Source organism: Roseinatronobacter sp. S2, from assembly GCF_029581395.1.
Classification (GTDB): domain Bacteria; phylum Pseudomonadota; class Alphaproteobacteria; order Rhodobacterales; family Rhodobacteraceae; genus Roseinatronobacter.
On record NZ_CP121113.1, the window covers coordinates 2,413,577 to 2,429,741 of the forward strand.

The following is a 16,165-nucleotide window of genomic DNA, read 5'->3' on the forward strand; positions in this document are numbered from 1 at the left end:
GTTTTGCCAGAACTTACCACCATTTCGCAGGTTTGGAAACAAATCCGGCGGCCCCCTCAAGAACATGTGCGGTCTTCAGCAACTCGCCTTCTTCCCAGGGGCGGCCAATCAACTGCAACCCCAGCGGCAGGCCCTGCGCATCCAGCCCGGCAGGCAGGGCAATGCCCGGCAGACCGGCCAGATTGACCGTGACCGTGAACACGTCATTCAGATACATCTGCACGGGGTCGGCATTGGCCATTTCGCCCAAGCCAAACGCGGCGGACGGGGTTGCGGGGGTCAGAATGGCGTCGATACCATCGGCAAACACCGTGTCGAAATCGCGTTTGATCAGGCTGCGCACCTTGCGCGCGCGGTTATAATACGCGTCATAAAACCCCGCCGACAGCACATAGGTGCCTATCATCACGCGGCGCTGCACTTCGGCCCCGAACCCTTCGGCGCGGGTTTTCTCATACATCTGGGTAATGCCGTCGCCTGCCGCCAGTTTCGCGCGGTGGCCGTAACGCACCCCGTCATACCGCGCCAGATTGCTGGACGCTTCGGCAGGGGCAATAACATAATAGGCAGGCAGCGCGTATTTCGTATGCGGCAGCGAGATATCAACGATTTCGGCGCCTGCATCACGCAGCATATCGGCCCCTTTGGACCAAAGCGCTGCAATTTCGGCGGGCATGCCGTCGATCTGGTATTCGCGCGGGATGCCGATTTTCTTGCCGCGAATATCACCTGTCAGCATTGCCTCAAAGTCCGGCACTGGCAGGTCTGCGCTGGTCGAATCCTTGGCATCATGGCCGCACATTGCCTGTAGCATGATGGCCGCATCGCGCACGGTTTTTGTCATCGGTCCCGCCTGATCCAGGCTGGACGCAAAGGCCACAATCCCCCAGCGCGAACAACGCCCATAGGTGGGTTTAATCCCCACAGTGCCGGTAAATGCGGCAGGCTGCCTGATGGACCCGCCCGTGTCCGTGCCGGTGGCTGCAAGGCACAGATCCGCCGCGACCGCTGCCGCCGACCCGCCCGATGAGCCCCCCGGTGTCAGGTCGCGATCATCTGTTTTCCACGGGTTGATCACATTGCCATAGACAGAGGTTTCATTGCTGGACCCCATGGCAAATTCATCCATGTTCAGCTTGCCCAGCATGACCGCGCCCGCATCACGCAACTGCGCCGAAACGGTCGATTCGTATTCGGGGCGAAAGCCGTTCAGAATGCCGCTGGCCGCCTGTGACGCCACGCCTTCGGTGCAGAACAGATCCTTGATGCCCACGGGAATGCCGCACATTGCCGGTGCATCACCTTGCTGAATGCGCGCATCCGCCGCCTTCGCGCGCTCCAGCGCCAGATCGGGGGTTTTATGCACAAAGGCGTTTAAGGCGTCGGCACCGTCGATGGCGCGCAGGCAGGCTTCGGTCAGATCAACCGATGTTACGTCACCTGCACGCAACCGGTCGCGCGCGTCAGCAAGCGTCAATTTGTTCAGATCGCTCATTCGACCACCTTCGGGACTGCAAAAAAACCTTCGCGCGCATCGGGGGCATTGGACAGGATGCGCGCCTGAACATCGCCATCTGTGACCACATCCGCGCGGCGTTTCAACCGCATCGGCGTCACCGACGTCATCGGCTCCACGCCATCCACGTCGACTTCGTTCAATTCTTCCATAAAGGTCAGAATACGCGACAGGTCCTGCGCCAGCGCGGGCAGGTTTTCATCAGGAACGGCAATGCGCGCCAGATGGGCGACCTTGCGCGCGGTTTCCAGATCGATTTCGGACATGATGGCTCCGGCTTGCACAGGGATACACGGGGGTTCATGCGCGGTTTAGCGGGATGGGCCGTGGGGTGCAAGCGGCGCGACATGGCAAGGCGATATTCACGCCCCGCCATGTCCTTTTCAGATCACGGGATCAGCTTCGAGATGATCAGATCAGCCGCCGCATCCGGTGTCATGCGGGTGGTGTCTATGCGGATTTCCGGCGCATCAGGGGCTTCATAGGGGGAATCGATCCCGGTAAAGTTTTTCAACTGCCCCGCGCGCGCTTTCGCATAAAGGCCCTTCACATCGCGTTTTTCGGCCTCTTCCAGGGGGGTATCCACGAACACTTCGACGAATTCGCCCGCAGGCAGCATGGACCGCACCATGTCACGTTCCGACCGGAAGGGCGAGATAAACGCCGTAATCACAATCAGCCCCGCATCGGCCATCAGCTTGGCCACTTCGCCCACACGGCGGATGTTTTCGACACGGTCCGCTTCGGTAAAGCCCAAATCCTTGTTCAGGCCATGGCGCACGTTATCCCCGTCCAGCAGGAAAGTATGCCGGTTCATACGCGCAAGTTTCTTTTCCACCAGATTGGCGATGGTCGATTTCCCCGACCCTGACAACCCCGTCATCCACAGAACCAGCGGCTTCTGGTTCTTCATGCTCGCATGATGTTCGCGCGACACATCCGTCGCCTGCCAATGGACATTCTGCGCGCGACGCAGCGCAAAATTCAGCAGCCCCGCGCCAACCGTGCGGTTGGTCATCTTGTCGATCAGGATGAACCCACCCAGATCGCGGCTTTGGGTATAGGGTTCAAAGGGGATTTCACGGTCTGTGGTCAGGGTTGCCACACCAATACCGTTCAGATCCAGCGTTTTGCAGGCCAGATGCTCCATCGAGTTGATGTTGATCTGGTATTTGGGCTGCGCGACAACGGCACTGACGGTCTGCGGCCCGATCTTCAGCCAATAGGCGCGACCGGGAACCATGTCTTCATCTTCCATCCAGATGATCGTCGCCTCGAACTGGTCCGCCACTTCGACGGGGTTCTGCGCCGCCGTAATGATCTGCCCGCGAGAGCAGTCAATCTCATCATTGAAGCAAAGCGTCACTGCCTGCCCCGCCACGGCCTTATCCAGATCACCGTCCATAGTGACAATGCGCGAAATCGTCGTTGTCTTGCCAGAAGGCAGCACCCGCACATCATCACCGACCTGCACATGTCCGGTGGCAATGGTGCCCGAAAAGCCGCGGAAATCCAGATTGGGGCGGTTCACCCATTGCACCGGCATACGAAACGGCTTCAACTGTTCCGCAGTCTGGTCCAACTCGACCGTTTCCAGATGGTCCAGCAACACAGGGCCGTCATACCAAGCGGTGTTGTCGCTGCGGGTGGTGATATTGTCGCCCGCAAGGCCGGAAATCGGCACAGGTGTGAATTCCGCAATACCGATGCTTGCGGCAAATTCGCGATACTCTGTCACAATCCGGTCGAATACAGCACGATCATAGTCGACAAGATCCATCTTGTTGACTGCAAGCACAATGTGGCGAATGCCGATCAGATGCGCCAGATAGCTGTGCCGGCGTGTCTGGGTCAGAATGCCCTTGCGCGCATCAATCAAAATTACGGCCAGATCGGCCGTAGACGCGCCCGTGATCATGTTGCGCGTATATTGTTCATGCCCCGGTGTGTCGGCGACGATGAATTTGCGCTTTTCAGTGGCAAAAAAACGATAGGCTACATCGATCGTGATGCCCTGTTCACGTTCTGCCGCCAGCCCGTCCACCAGCAGCGCGAAATCAATCGCCTCGCCTTGCGTGCCCACACGTTTGGAATCCGCTTCCAATATGGCAAGCTGGTCTTCGAAAATCATCTTGCTGTCATACAGCAACCGCCCGATCAGGGTCGATTTCCCATCATCCACGGACCCGCAGGTGATGAAGCGCAGCATGGTCTTGTGCTGATGCGTTTCCAGATATTTGTCGATATCTTCGGCAATCAGCACATCGGTCTTATAAATATCGGTCATTGCGTCATGCCCCTCAGAAATAGCCTTCTTGCTTCTTTTTTTCCATGCTCGCGGCCTGATCATGGTCGATCGCGCGGCCCTGGCGTTCGGATGTCGTGGTCAACAGCATTTCCTGAATAATCTCCGGCAGGGTTTTCGCACGGCTCTCGACCGCGCCGGTCAACGGGTAACAGCCCAGCGTGCGGAACCGGATCGACCGCATTTCCGGTTTTTCCCCGTCTGCAAACGCGAAGCGGTCATCATCGACCATCAACAGCAACCCGTCACGCATCACCGTCGGGCGTTCATCGGCATAATACAGCGGAACAATCTCGATATTTTCCAGATGTATATATTGCCAGATGTCCAACTCGGTCCAGTTGGACAGCGGAAACACACGCATCGATTCGCCCTTGTTCTTGCGCGCATTATAGGTGCGCCACAATTCGGGGCGCTGGTTCTTGGGGTCCCAGCGGTGGCTGGCGGTGCGGAAGCTGAAAATCCGTTCTTTCGCGCGGCTCTTTTCTTCATCGCGGCGCGCGCCACCAAAAGCTGCGTCAAATCCATGCAGGTCCAGCGCCTGTTTCAACCCTTCGGTTTTCCACATGTCAGTGTGCAACCCGCCATGCTCGAACGGGTTGATACCCTGACGCACTGCATCCGGGTTCTGATGCACAAGCAACTGCATACCAGCCATGCGCGCAGCCTTGTCGCGCAGGGCATACATGTCGCGGAATTTCCAGGTTGTGTCGACATGCAACAACGGAAATGGTGGCGGGGCCGGATAGAACGCCTTTTTCGCCAGATGCAGCATCACGGCACTGTCCTTGCCGACACTATACAACATGACGGGCTTCTCGGCCTGCGTGACCACCTCTCGCATGATGTGGATGGCTTCAGCCTCGAGGCGTTGAAGATGGGTCAGGTTGGTAACATGCATGGGCAATTTCTCTCGCTCTTGAGCCATGCATGAGGCATATCAGCCCCTGAGCGGAGCATCGCCTCCCATATGGGAGGTATGATATTCAGGTTCCATCCGCCAGATGGTTTCTGCGCGTGTCCGTCGTCACCGTCCGGATAAATTCGCGGTTCAGTGTCACGCCCGCGCTTCAAATAGCGATTGCAGGCATGTGCAAGAAACAAAATGGGTATACGCTTGTCCAAACACGCGAACGCATCGGGCGCGGCATCACATATTCCCGGCCCTGTGCCGCAGTCATTCATTCAGCGCCGTAACAACGCCAGCGCGATCGACGCCGGGGACATTGAAACCTGCATCTCCTTTATTTGCGCCATCACCAGGAACCGTTTGACCAGTTTGGCCATAGTCTCAGGTTCGGACAGGGCTTGCAGGTTAGACACATTGAACCGCCGCATGACCGCAGATTTCAGACGCACCACCTGTTGATCAACATCCAGCGCCCCGAATTCCTTTGGCAGGCCCAGCGCTGTTTCCATGGCCTTGCGCAGGGGCGCGTTGCCCAGAACCGCAAACCATCGCGCATTTTCCGACGAATACCCTTGCACAAGACCGGGCAATTCCCGCTGTAGGGTCATCGCCATACGCATGTCCTGATTCTGCTCGCCCACGGCGCGCTCAAAACTGCGGGTCTGGAACTGCGCGACAACACGATCGCGCAGATCATCGGGGGCTGCCACCGTGGCCCCCGCCACCAGAAACTGCATATCCTGCGACAGCGCCTTGTAGCGTTTATCCGTCAGGCGGTTTGATAACGCCCTGCGGTCGTCTACACCATCATCGATGATTTTGCGGATGAAGGCCGTGCTGTTTATGTCATCTTCCAGCCCGTAGGCAGACAGGATCACCCGAAAACTGCGCCGGTCCTTGACCAGCTCATCGGTGGACGTGATTGACGCAAAATTCTGACGGAAATGGTCCAGATCGTTCTTTAGTGCGGGAGAGGCTATAAAACTTGCCTCCTGCCGCGCGCGCGTCTTGTTCAGAAAAGCCCAGCCGGCAAGCCCCCCGATGGGAATGACCGGCTGAAAGCTCATTGCGGGGCCGAGGCAAACATCCTCGCCTCTCTCGGCAGCAAGGCACGCAACGCCTTCAATGCGGCATAGTATTCTTCGTCCATGACAGCATTGGTTGCATCCTCCAGCAGTTTCCGGCTGTCATTATCGGTAAAAACCTGACTGAGTTGCTCGATCGCCCGCAACAAGGGCTGGCGCGCATCTTGTGGCACGGCGTCGCCGGACAAAATCAGCTGCGCAAGGTAACATGTGCGTTTCACCGGCGTATTCGCCTGTTGTGGATGTATGGCATCGCGCAGGCGCAGAACATGTGCATTCGGGGTGCGCACAGACAGGCTGGCACGCCGGTCGCCATTTTCAATCACCGCACCATTCAGCAAGACACGTTCATGCGGGGCAAGCCGGATCACAAGATTTGTCATGCGCCCCCGGCCCTTCCTGCAAGACCCCGCATCACGGCCAGATTGATATCGACCAGCACATCTGCGCTATCCTTACCGTCCAGAACCTGATCAATGTGACGAAGTGAGAATTGCGCAAGCCCAAGAAGTTGCAGCCGCAAGATATCTGGTAGCTGGTTGCCAGGCGTCGCAAGGTCCATTGCGAGTTCGACCCAAAGTCTGCGGTTTTCATGCATCGCTTCGGCCAAGGCTGCAAAGTTGAAAGGTTGTGCCTTTATTGCAGTGCTCAGACGAGATGTGATTTTCGAGATCAGCTCATACTCGATCGTGCGTGGCGTCTTATAGGCGGTATTGGGCACACCATAAGCGGCGGCGGCCATGACATGGGCGTTCATCCTGAATCCCCGTTCTGGAAATGAATTAGTTGACTGATGAAGACGTGAGTCCCCGAAACGGGGACCCACATGATCTTATCAGCGGAAGAGCGCCAGAATGTTCTGGGGCTGCTGGTTCGCAATCGACAGCGACTGGGTCGCCAGCTGCTGTTGCACCTGAAGCGCCTGCAAACGTGCAGATGCGGCTTCCATATCTGCATCAACAAGGCTGCCGATACCGGTCGTCAGCGCGTCAGACAGGTTCTTGATGAATTCTGCCTGCGTGTCGATACGGGTCTGGGCCGACCCGAAGGCCGAAGCCGAATCGATTGCAGTCTGGATCATGCCTTCGATTTCCGACAGAGCCGATGCCGCGCCATCGGAAGTGCTGACATCAATGCCGTTCAGCGCCTCCAGGCCCCCGCCGATTGTGGTGTCTGTCGCGGCGAATACATCCAGACGCACCGAAACGTTATTGTTCAGCCCTGCAGTATTGGTAAAGGTAACTTCGTTATTCCCGGCACCGGTAACCGAAGCCGTCAAACCTTCAAGTCCATTCGCTTCGGCATACCTGTTGAAGGCCGCAGCCAGGCCGCGTGCGACATCGACGGAAGTATCACCATCACGCGCAACATAGCGAATGTCGTTGGTCGAAGATGTGTTCGCACCAGCAAGCGTGCCTGCACCGGCGCTAAGGGCAATACTGAACCCGTCCCCCGCAGCGACGCCACCGTTAACAATCGTAGCCGTGTTGCTTACGCCTGCTGCCGCAACCACACCCGTCAATGCCTGAACCGCACCGGCCGACGTGCCTGTCGCCTTTTCCGCCAAAGGAAGTGCTGCAAGGGCTACGGCCGTCGTAGCGATAGATGATTCCTGAGTGCCGAGATCCTGCTTGCTCACGCTGATATTAGCAGATGAGACGCTGCCATCGGACGCACGGTCAAGCGAAGACAGGACGTTCACAGTGCCCGTCCCCGCCGTCTGTTCACGGTTGGACAACAGGTTCAGTCCGTTGAACTGCGCAGCTGTCGTGATCGAGGTGATCTGTTCGCGCAACGCCACGATATCTGTCTGGATCTTCGCGCGATCAACATTGTCTTCCTGCGCGGAAACGATCGCCCCTTTCATCTGGGTCAACAGGTCCGTGACGGTTTCTGCCGCCTGCGTGGCGACTGCAACTGTCGAGCGGCCCAGCGCCAGACTGTCACCAATAGCAGAAAACCCTTTGACATCTGCCTGCATGGATTTCGAAATAGCCCAGACTGCTGCGTTGTCCTTGGCCGAATTGATCGATTTCCCGGTCGAGATTTCGCTTTGGGTTTGCGCCATGTTCTTGTTGATACCGCGCATCGTTTGCAGGGCCACCATTGCGCCGGTATTGGTCAGAATGCTTGACATGTTATGCCTTTCAATTTGTGCATTTTGCACATGATTTTTGGGTCACCCACGGCGGGTGAGGTTTGCTGCATTCTGCATTCAGACGATGAAATGAAAGCCCGTCAGTTCAGCCTTCTGCCGACATATGCCAATATGGATCAAGCAAGTTACCAGAGCGTGAACGCCGACCTGATTCGCAGCTTTTCGACCCGCATTCCTGCAAACATGGTAAACGCCCCCTCAGGCACGACGGGCAAGCGCTCCTGATTGCGGCAAAAGCGGGCTTTGCGACCCGTCCTTCTGGTAACAGGATGTATTTCTTGCCTTTTGGTGCTGCAACACTGTCAGGCGCACCGCTGAAACCCCTTTTGCGATGGCCGCCAGAAGCACCTGATTGCGCGCATTGGCAGTGCGCAATTCGTGAAGGGTCTTGCCGCGCAGCGGGTGTACTGACAACGCATCGATCAGGGCCTCCTTGCGGTCAGCCAATTGCGAAAGACTGTCAAAATCCGCCCCGAGAAGCGCCTGTTTTTCATCCTCCAGCAGCATACGAAGCTGCGCGATCACCCTCTCAGACATGTCCGGCGCCCCCGTCCTTTTCGCTGGCGCGCATCACCATTTCTGCCAGCCCGATCCCGCCCCTTGCCGCAATCGCCCGCGCCTGTGCGTCCACCAGAAACGAAGCAAACTGGTCCTCCCCCAGCCCACTTTCGAACCCGGTGACTGGTTTTCCTGCCCCGGCGGCGCGCAGCAATTCTGCAAGGACAAGCGCCTCGAACTCGACCGCACTTGCCTGATGCTGGTGCGCGCGCGTGTTCGGCTGTTTTTCCTGCACAGGCATATGCGCATGAAGCGAAGTGATTCCCGACATCTGAATGACCTTTCACGAGTGACGTCTTTCAAAATACGCACCCGGTGGTAAAGATTCGGTAATTACTTTGTTGGATTATGGGTCATCCAGGAGGATGTGATGATCATCGGAACCACACCAGATATACCGGCATTGCAAGTCGCGCCCCCCGACAACGCACATGCACCAATGCGCCCGTCGCAGCACGGCACGGAATTTGCCCGGATACTGGCCGGAATGGTCACATCTGTCCCGCGCAATGAACAGGACGCACCGGACCGACACACGCGCGACACGCAGCAGAATTCTGATCCGCCGCCTGATCTGCCGTCTGATCAGGCGGGTGCCGAAGATGACATCACACATAATCTGGCAATGGATAGCCCCCCTGAATGGATCGTGCACGAGGTTGCCGTCGCGCATGATCTGCCTGCGCCTGCGATCACGCCTTCATCTGAAGGTGGCGTGGATACCCCCCCCTCTGCCGTCCAGCCCCCGCGCGATATGGCATCATCAAACACGGCAAGCGCCGGTGTTTCTGCGCTCTCGCTCGATCATGGGCGTCTGGTTTCGCATATCCCACCAGAAGAGGGTTTGCATGTGCATGTGAAGGATCGCGCAAAACGCACCACCCAAGCCCCGCCCTTGCATAAAAATGCCAGAGCCGACACGCCCCCCCCGACGCGCATTCGGCCCCTTATTACTGCACCTGAATTTCACGCTATGCCAAATGTGCGCGCCGAACCCGCATTTGCAACGTCCATGATTAATGCAGTCTATGCCCCCGCTTCGGGGCCGTTCATATCCAGTGATGTCCTGACACACCGACCAGATACCACACTGCAATTTGCACTTTCCGAAGGTGGGACGGACCCGGCGGCCTTGCCCAGTTCCGCATCCCTGACTGGCGCCACAATCCTGACGGAGCGACAGTTCCTTTCCTATCCGAAAGCCGCACCTGTTCTTTCATATCCGAATACCACACCTGCCCAGACGTCGAACCCGGACACGCCGCTTAAGGCTGCCTCTATTCCATTATCTGACGGGCATTTCGGGCTGCCCGCAGGGGTAAACTCGGTAACCCACCCGCTGGCACTGCCCATTATGCACGATCCGGCGAGCATTCCAGAAAATGATCGGCATGATTCACCGGTCCGCGATCAATCGGTGCAGATGGCCGATTTGCCTAATCTTGCGGCGGCCGAGGCGCCCGCGAGCCATACCGCACGCCCGACGACATCGCTGCTGCGAAACGATGCGACGTTTTCCGCAGCAATTGCGCAGGCGATACAGGCAGCAACTTCAAACGGGGACCCCGTTTTTGAACTGGACATGCTGGACGGGATGGGCGGCAAATTAAGGATTTCAGTTTCGGCGACCGACGGCAGCGTTCAGATATCAATGCTGGCCGGACGCCTTGATATGCTTGATATGCTGAAGCGGTCACTGAACCTGCTGCTGGATGATCTTGCGTCTCTCGGGTTCACGAACATTGATCTGAAACTGGCCGAACATGGTGGGGTTGGGGCAATGCACCGCCTGCAACTTCTCGACACCGGACCACCGGACCACCCCCGCAAAAGACCCGAACAGGTGCCAGGTGCTTCTAACTCCGCAGGAATGGACCTGCGGCTATAGGCGTCATCGAAGCGCTGATCCAACCGGGCCGAACCAGAATATCCCGGCCCTTTCCATTGCCCCGGCAGCGCCCCACAAGCGTTCCAAACTAATGAGAGTGAACATGTTCAGTATCGAAAACAATTCTGTCAACGCTCAGCCCGTCGGCAGCACAGCCCAAGGCGGGAAAAGCGCTTTCACTGACGGGTCGGATTTTACCATGTTTCTGCGTATGCTGACCACGCAGATGCAAAACCAGAACCCGCTAAATCCTGTCGAATCATCCGATTTCGCGGTCCAGCTTGCAACATTTTCCGGAGTGGAGCAGCAAATTCAGACCAACCAGCTTCTTGGCAGGCTGACAGACCAGATGATGTTCTCTGATCTTGCAAACTGGCTGAACAAGGAAGTGGCGACAGATGCACCCGTCCGCTACTCTGGCGCACCGCTGACGCTGCAAGCCCCCGCGATTGCCGAAGCGACCAGCCGCGACCTTGTCATTTCCTCCATTGACGGGCAGGAACTCGCGCGGGTTCCGGCCAGCACGGGGCAAGGCAATATTGTCATTGACCTCGCCCATGATCTGGCAACGCCCCTGCCGCATGGACCCTACCTGTTCACGGTCGAAGATTTCCGCGGGAATGACAGCATTTCCACCACCAGGGCCGTCCATTACTCCCCTGTTATGGAAGTCCGCAACAACAATGGTCAAATCGTTCTGGTGCTGGAAGGTGGGGCACAGGTCACCAGCACACAAATTGCCGGAATTCGCTGAACGCAGCCTGACAATTCCGGGGCGTCCGCGTTTTGCGGGCCGCTATGGCCCTGCATTCACCATTGCGACACACCACAGGGTGTGCGGAACACGCTTGGAACAGACCCGTCACACGCTCGCAGGCCGGCCTTGCGGAAGACATGAAAAAAACACGCATTCAGCGCTGCTGGCGCATCCAGTCGGGGTGCAAGGAAGGCGCCATGTTTTCGGCCGGAAGCCTGCGCCCAAGGATATGATCTGCGATTTTCTCTCCCACCATGATCGACGGCGCATTCAGGTTGCCATTGGTGATGCGCGGAAAAATCGAGCTGTCGGCAACGCGTAAACCACGCACGCCGATCACACGTCCCTGCGGGTCGACAACCGCTGCGGGGTCATCCGCTTTGCCCATGCGGGCCGTGCCACAAGGGTGATACGCACTTTCGACATGTTCACGAATAAACGCATCAAGCTGCGCATCCTCGGACACCGCCGCACCGGGCTGTATTTCATGGCCCATAAAGGGTTTGAACGCAGCCTGCCCCATGATTTCGCGCGTCAGCCGGATGCAGCTGCGAAACTCGGTCCAGTCATCAGGGTGGCTCATGTAATTGAAACACACACGCGGCGCATCTTGCGGGCGCGACGAACGCAGCTTCACCCAACCGCGACTTTTGGACCGCATCGGCCCGACATGGGTTTGAAATCCGTGCCCCTCTGCTACGGCCTTGCCATCATACCGCACGGCTATCGGCAAAAAATGATACTGGATATCGGGGTAATCAATCCCTGCGCGCGACCTGATAAAGGCACAGGCCTCGAACTGGTTCGACGCCCCCGGCCCCTTGCGGGTGAAAAGCCATCTTGCCCCGACCCAGGCCTTGCCCGGCAAGGACCAGTATTTATACAACGTGATCGGCTGGGTTGCGGAATATTGCAGATACAGCTCCAGATGGTCTTGCAGGTTTTGCCCCACGCCGGGGCGGTCCGCGCGCAGTGCGATCCCATGCCCGGCCAGATGTGACGCAGGGCCAATACCGGACAGCATCAGCAGTTTCGGGGTGTTGATGCTTGACGCGGCCAAAATCACCTCTGCATTGGCATGAAGCACACGATCATCGGTCAGTCGGACGCCCGTTGCGCGCTGCTCGTCATTAAACACAACCTGCGCAACTTCGCCCCTGATCAGGCGCGCTCGCCCTGTCGCCAATGCGGGGCGCAGATAGGCATCGGCGGCCGACCAGCGCTGACCACGCCAGATCGTGGCTTCCATTGCGCCGAAACCTTCTTGCGCGGCACCGTTGTAATCTTCGGTCAGCGAATATCCCGCTTGCGCACCGGCCTGAATAAAGGCGTTGAATAACGGGTTCTCGCGCGCACCGCGCGTGACATGCAGCGGCCCCCCCGTGCCGCGCCATTGCGACGGGGCGGGACCATGCCAGTTTTCCATGCGTTTGAAATAGGGCAGCACATCACCATACCCCCAGCCGCTGGCCCCGCTTTCGGCCCAATGGTCAAAATCACGCGCATGACCGCGCACATAGACCATGCCGTTTATGCTGGACGATCCCCCGATCACGCGCCCGCGCGGGCATGCAAGTGTCCGCCCGCCCAGATGCGGCTCCGGCTCCGTCCGAAAGCCCCAGTCATAGCGGCGCATGTTCATCGGGTAGGACAAGGCACCCGGCATGCGGATAAACGGGCCGATGTCACTGCCACCCGCTTCAACAATCAACACCGAATGTCCGGCTTCCGCCAACCGGGCAGCAACGGCGGACCCACCGGACCCCGCCCCGACAATGATATAATCGGCGTTCATGTCAACTTACCCCTGCCCGCAGCAATTGCGCCCGCGCGCCCATCGGGCGCGCCTGAAAATGGTGTGGCGCACCGCAAGGTGCGCGTCCGCAAGGTCAAGCCAGGGTGCCCGGTCAATAGGGTGCATCAACATCCCCAAGCCCCAGATAGACCGATTTGATGCGCGTGTAATGCTCCAGCGCGGCATGCCCGTTCTCGCGCCCCACGCCACTGGCCTTGACGCCCCCAAAGGGCATTTCCACAGGCGTCAGGTTATAGGCATTCACCCACACGGTGCCCGCCTGCAACGCGCCCGCAACCCTGTGGGCGCGCGCAAGATCGCGGGTGAAGACCCCTGCGGCCAGCCCGTATTCGGTCGCGTTCGCGCGGGTGATCACGTCACTTTCATCCGTGAAATCCAGCACCGACATGACGGGGCCGAATATTTCCTCGCGCGCAAGTGCCATGTCGTCGCGCACATCGGCAAAAACCGTGGGCTGGACGAAACACCCGACCTTTCCATGCCGCGCGCCCCCGCAAACCAGCCGCGCGCCTGCCTCTATCCCGTCTGCAATATGGCCCAGCACCTTGTGCATTTGCCGATCCGAGACAAGCGGACCCATCTGCGTATCCTCGCGCAGCGGGTCACCCAGCCTGATCTGGCGGGTGCGCACCGCCAGCCGGTCCAGAAATGCCTGCTTTATATCGCGGTGCACAAACACCCGCGTGCCGTTGGAACAGATCTGCCCTGATGAATAGAAATTGGCCAGAATTGCTGCGCTGACCGCATTTTCCACATCCGCATCGTCGAAAATAATCAGCGGCGATTTGCCGCCCAGTTCCATCGTGACAGCGCGAATGCCTTGGGCTGCGGCGGCATAGACCTTGCGCCCCGTGGGCACCGATCCCGTCAGCGAAACTTTCGCCACACGCGCATCGGTGACCAGCCCCGCGCCCACGGCACCGCGCCCCTGCACCACATTGAACAGCCCCGCAGGCAGGCCCGCTTCATGCAGGATTTCTGCCAGTGCCAGCGCGCTCAGGGGCGTTATCTCTGACGGTTTGAACACCACCGCATTGCCAAATGCCAGCGCGGGCGCGGCCTTCCAGCTGGCAATCTGGATGGGGTAATTCCAGGCACCAATGCCCACGCACACGCCCAGTGCCTCGCGCAGGGTATAGGCCATGTCGCGCCCCAGCGCGATGGTCTGGCCGGTTACAGTGGCGGCGAAACCCGCAAAATACTCGAACGCATCCGCGCCTGATGCGGCATCGGCCACCAGCGTTTCCTGCAACGGTTTGCCCGTATCCAGCGTTTCCAGAACCGACAGGTCGTGATTGCGCGCGCGCAGGATCATCGCTGCGCGGTGCAGGATGCGTCCGCGTTCCACCGGTGCCAGTGCCGCCCATGCAGGTTGCGCTGCCTGCGCCGCGTCCAGCGCGCGCGACATGATGTCGGGCGTTGCTTCATGCAGCCGCGCGATCACCTCGCCCGTGGCGGGGTGGATGCTGTCAAATGCTGCGCCGGCTGTATCCTCGACCCAGTCGCCCGCAATAAAATGGCTGGCTTTCGGTTGTGCTTTCATCTTGCCCTCTTGTCCAAAGCGGCTTGCAGCCATCCTGCAACCTGTTGCTCGGCGCGTTCGCCATTGGGTTCACCCGGACCCAGTGCCTCGCGCAGGTAAACACCATCGATCATGGCCGCCGCCCCTTCTGCCAGATCCGCCGCCGCCCCGTCCCCCGCAAGCGGACGCAGGGCATGGCGCAGATTGCTGCGCAGGCGTTGCTGATAAATGCGCAACAAGCGCGCCGCCTGCGCATTGCGCTGCGCCATCACATAGAAATTCAACCAAGCCGACACGGCGTCACGGCGAAAGTTGGCCCCGCTGAATGACACGCGGATAAGCGCCTGCAAGCGTTGCTGCGGCCCATTGGCCATGGCCAGCGCGCCGCGCATTTCCGCGCCATAGACGGCAAGAATATGCCGCATGGCCGCCAGAAACATCTGTTCCTTCGATCCGAAATAATGATGCGCCAGCGCCGATGACATGCCCGCACGCCGCGCAATACGGCTGACCGTCACCTCTAACGCGCCGGTTGCGCCAATCTCGGCAATTGCTGCCTTGATCAGCGCGTCGCGCCTGATAGGCTCCATTCCTAGCTTCGGCATGGTCAATCCCTGTAACGACAAGTCATGTTTTTGGTTGCAAGATGACTAGCTGATTGTTTATTGATTGGTCAATCAAGAAAAATCAAAACCGGGAGAAATGCCTATGACCCTTCGTCTGACAACATTTGCCGCCGCTGCAACATTTGCCGCCGCCCCTGCATTTGCGACATGCGAGCAGATCACGTTTTCCGATGTGGGCTGGACCGACATCACCGCCACAACCGCTGTGGCGACCACGATACTGGACGCGCTTGGGTATGAGACCAACACGTTGGTTCTGTCCGTGCCTGTGACCTATACATCCATGGCCAATGGCGATGTTGATGTGTTCCTTGGCAACTGGATGCCCACGATGGAGGCCGACATCGCCACTTACCGCGAAGCGGGCAGTGTGGACACCGTGCGCCGCAACCTAGCGGGTGCGAAATACACGCTTGCCACCAATGCCGCAGGCGCGGCCCTTGGGATTGAAAATTTCGCGGATATCGCATCACAGGCAGAAGCGCTGGAAAGCCGCATTTACGGGATTGAGCCGGGCAATGACGGCAATCGCCTGATTCTGGACATGATCGAGGCTGATGCCTTTGGCCTGTCGGGCTTCGATGTTGTCGAAAGTTCGGAACAAGGCATGCTGGCACAAGTGGCCCGCGCCGACCGTCGTGATGAACCCGTTGTCTTTCTGGGGTGGGAGCCGCACCCGATGAATGCCAATTTCGACCTGACCTATCTGGCCGGTGGCGATGACTGGTTCGGCCCCGATTTCGGCGGTGCCGAAGTCTATACCAACACCCGCGCCGGTCTGGTCGAGGAATGCCCAAATCTGGGCCAGTTCCTGAGCAATCTGGAATTCACGCTGGAGTTGGAAAACGAGATCATGGGCGCGATCCTGAATGATGGTGCCGTGCCCGAAGATGCGGCGCGCACGTGGTTGTCGGCCAATCGCGATGCCCTGACCCCATGGCTGGACGGCGTGACCACCCGCGACGGCGATGACGGGCTGGACGCTGTGCTGGCAGCACTGGACGACTGATAATCCTGCGTTGTG

General features: G+C 58.7%; 16 protein-coding genes. 3 read left to right on the forward strand and 13 right to left on the reverse strand.

Going from position 1 to position 16,165, the window contains the following annotated elements:
* Nucleotides 1–13 precede the first annotated feature (13 nt).
* From gatA to P8S53_RS11580, 10 genes are all read right to left on the reverse strand, one after another.
* Nucleotides 14–1,495 (reverse strand): Asp-tRNA(Asn)/Glu-tRNA(Gln) amidotransferase subunit GatA, encoded by a 1,482-nt coding sequence (gatA, locus tag P8S53_RS11535; protein ID WP_277804113.1) that lies wholly within the window; start codon nucleotides 1,493–1,495, stop codon nucleotides 14–16.
* Nucleotides 1,492–1,782, reverse strand: coding sequence for an Asp-tRNA(Asn)/Glu-tRNA(Gln) amidotransferase subunit GatC (gatC, locus tag P8S53_RS11540; RefSeq protein WP_277804114.1), 291 nt, complete (start codon nucleotides 1,780–1,782; stop codon nucleotides 1,492–1,494). The genes gatA and gatC overlap by 4 nt, the downstream gene beginning before the upstream one ends.
* Nucleotides 1,783–1,904: 122 nt before the next feature.
* Entirely contained in the window at nucleotides 1,905–3,803 is a 1,899-nt protein-coding gene (cysN, locus tag P8S53_RS11545) for a sulfate adenylyltransferase subunit CysN (protein WP_277804115.1), read from the reverse strand.
* Between the two features lie 13 nt (nucleotides 3,804–3,816).
* On the reverse strand, nucleotides 3,817–4,722 hold the full coding sequence (cysD, locus tag P8S53_RS11550; protein WP_277804116.1) for a sulfate adenylyltransferase subunit CysD: 906 nt from the start codon (nucleotides 4,720–4,722) through the stop codon (nucleotides 3,817–3,819).
* Between the two features lie 284 nt (nucleotides 4,723–5,006).
* Nucleotides 5,007–5,798: a DUF1217 domain-containing protein gene (locus P8S53_RS11555; RefSeq protein WP_277804117.1), complete on the reverse strand. Its 792-nt coding sequence runs from the start codon at nucleotides 5,796–5,798 to the stop codon at nucleotides 5,007–5,009.
* Complete coding sequence (flbT, locus tag P8S53_RS11560) at nucleotides 5,795–6,199, reverse strand: flagellar biosynthesis repressor FlbT (protein WP_277804118.1); 405 nt, start codon at nucleotides 6,197–6,199, stop codon at nucleotides 5,795–5,797. The genes P8S53_RS11555 and flbT overlap by 4 nt, the downstream gene beginning before the upstream one ends.
* A complete protein-coding gene (flaF, locus tag P8S53_RS11565; RefSeq protein WP_277804119.1) occupies nucleotides 6,196–6,573 on the reverse strand; it encodes a flagellar biosynthesis regulator FlaF in 378 nt (125 codons plus the stop codon). Before flaF ends, flbT begins: the two co-directional genes overlap by 4 nt.
* Before the next feature lie 78 nt (nucleotides 6,574–6,651).
* The gene (locus P8S53_RS11570) at nucleotides 6,652–7,953 is read right to left on the reverse strand and encodes a flagellin (protein ID WP_277804120.1); all 1,302 of its coding nucleotides are present in this window, start codon (nucleotides 7,951–7,953) and stop codon (nucleotides 6,652–6,654) included.
* Nucleotides 7,954–8,172: 219 nt separating this feature from the next.
* Nucleotides 8,173–8,511 (reverse strand): hypothetical protein, encoded by a 339-nt coding sequence (locus tag P8S53_RS11575; RefSeq protein ID WP_277804121.1) that lies wholly within the window; start codon nucleotides 8,509–8,511, stop codon nucleotides 8,173–8,175.
* Complete coding sequence (locus P8S53_RS11580; RefSeq protein WP_277804122.1) at nucleotides 8,504–8,803, reverse strand: rod-binding protein; 300 nt, start codon at nucleotides 8,801–8,803, stop codon at nucleotides 8,504–8,506. Before P8S53_RS11580 ends, P8S53_RS11575 begins: the two co-directional genes overlap by 8 nt.
* Nucleotides 8,804–8,902: 99 nt before the next feature.
* Between P8S53_RS11580 and P8S53_RS11585 the strand changes: the two genes are divergently transcribed.
* Nucleotides 8,903–10,420 carry a flagellar hook-length control protein FliK gene (locus tag P8S53_RS11585; RefSeq protein WP_277804123.1) on the forward strand — a complete coding sequence of 506 codons (1,518 nt, stop codon included), beginning with the start codon at nucleotides 8,903–8,905 and terminating at the stop codon, nucleotides 10,418–10,420.
* 103 nt (nucleotides 10,421–10,523) lie between these two features.
* Nucleotides 10,524–11,174 carry a flagellar hook capping FlgD N-terminal domain-containing protein gene (locus tag P8S53_RS11590; RefSeq protein ID WP_277804124.1) on the forward strand — a complete coding sequence of 217 codons (651 nt, stop codon included), beginning with the start codon at nucleotides 10,524–10,526 and terminating at the stop codon, nucleotides 11,172–11,174.
* 157 nt (nucleotides 11,175–11,331) lie between these two features.
* On the opposite strand, the gene betA is transcribed toward P8S53_RS11590, so the two are convergent.
* From betA to betI, 3 genes are all read right to left on the reverse strand, one after another.
* On the reverse strand, nucleotides 11,332–12,972 hold the full coding sequence (gene betA, locus P8S53_RS11595; RefSeq protein ID WP_277804125.1) for a choline dehydrogenase: 1,641 nt from the start codon (nucleotides 12,970–12,972) through the stop codon (nucleotides 11,332–11,334).
* Between the two features lie 112 nt (nucleotides 12,973–13,084).
* Nucleotides 13,085–14,536 (reverse strand): betaine-aldehyde dehydrogenase, encoded by a 1,452-nt coding sequence (gene betB, locus P8S53_RS11600; protein ID WP_277804126.1) that lies wholly within the window; start codon nucleotides 14,534–14,536, stop codon nucleotides 13,085–13,087.
* Complete coding sequence (betI, locus tag P8S53_RS11605) at nucleotides 14,533–15,120, reverse strand: transcriptional regulator BetI (protein ID WP_277804127.1); 588 nt, start codon at nucleotides 15,118–15,120, stop codon at nucleotides 14,533–14,535. Before betI ends, betB begins: the two co-directional genes overlap by 4 nt.
* Before the next feature lie 103 nt (nucleotides 15,121–15,223).
* Here betI and choX point away from each other — a divergent pair, with 103 nt between their 5' ends.
* The gene (gene choX / locus P8S53_RS11610) at nucleotides 15,224–16,150 is read left to right on the forward strand and encodes a choline ABC transporter substrate-binding protein (protein ID WP_277804128.1); all 927 of its coding nucleotides are present in this window, start codon (nucleotides 15,224–15,226) and stop codon (nucleotides 16,148–16,150) included.
* The last annotated feature ends 15 nt before the right edge of the window (nucleotides 16,151–16,165 follow it).

What these genes read in the sequence shown, in the direction of transcription:
- betI (WP_277804127.1), bottom strand. Translation starts at nt 15,120, where the DNA reads ATGCCGAAGCTAGGAATGGAGCCTATCAGGCGCGACGCGCTGATCAAG.
- P8S53_RS11570 (WP_277804120.1), bottom strand. Translation starts at nt 7,953, where the DNA reads ATGTCAAGCATTCTGACCAATACCGGCGCAATGGTGGCCCTGCAAACG.
- gatA (WP_277804113.1), bottom strand. Translation starts at nt 1,495, where the DNA reads ATGAGCGATCTGAACAAATTGACGCTTGCTGACGCGCGCGACCGGTTG.
- P8S53_RS11585 (WP_277804123.1), top strand. Translation starts at nt 8,903, where the DNA reads ATGATCATCGGAACCACACCAGATATACCGGCATTGCAAGTCGCGCCC.
- cysN (WP_277804115.1), bottom strand. Translation starts at nt 3,803, where the DNA reads ATGACCGATATTTATAAGACCGATGTGCTGATTGCCGAAGATATCGAC.
- betA (WP_277804125.1), bottom strand. Translation starts at nt 12,972, where the DNA reads ATGAACGCCGATTATATCATTGTCGGGGCGGGGTCCGGTGGGTCCGCC.
- P8S53_RS11555 (WP_277804117.1), bottom strand. Translation starts at nt 5,798, where the DNA reads ATGAGCTTTCAGCCGGTCATTCCCATCGGGGGGCTTGCCGGCTGGGCT.
- flbT (WP_277804118.1), bottom strand. Translation starts at nt 6,199, where the DNA reads ATGACAAATCTTGTGATCCGGCTTGCCCCGCATGAACGTGTCTTGCTG.
- gatC (WP_277804114.1), bottom strand. Translation starts at nt 1,782, where the DNA reads ATGTCCGAAATCGATCTGGAAACCGCGCGCAAGGTCGCCCATCTGGCG.
- choX (WP_277804128.1), top strand. Translation starts at nt 15,224, where the DNA reads ATGACCCTTCGTCTGACAACATTTGCCGCCGCTGCAACATTTGCCGCC.
- cysD (WP_277804116.1), bottom strand. Translation starts at nt 4,722, where the DNA reads ATGCATGTTACCAACCTGACCCATCTTCAACGCCTCGAGGCTGAAGCC.
- flaF (WP_277804119.1), bottom strand. Translation starts at nt 6,573, where the DNA reads ATGAACGCCCATGTCATGGCCGCCGCCGCTTATGGTGTGCCCAATACC.
- betB (WP_277804126.1), bottom strand. Translation starts at nt 14,536, where the DNA reads ATGAAAGCACAACCGAAAGCCAGCCATTTTATTGCGGGCGACTGGGTC.
- P8S53_RS11590 (WP_277804124.1), top strand. Translation starts at nt 10,524, where the DNA reads ATGTTCAGTATCGAAAACAATTCTGTCAACGCTCAGCCCGTCGGCAGC.
- P8S53_RS11575 (WP_277804121.1), bottom strand. Translation starts at nt 8,511, where the DNA reads ATGTCTGAGAGGGTGATCGCGCAGCTTCGTATGCTGCTGGAGGATGAA.
- P8S53_RS11580 (WP_277804122.1), bottom strand. Translation starts at nt 8,803, where the DNA reads ATGTCGGGAATCACTTCGCTTCATGCGCATATGCCTGTGCAGGAAAAA.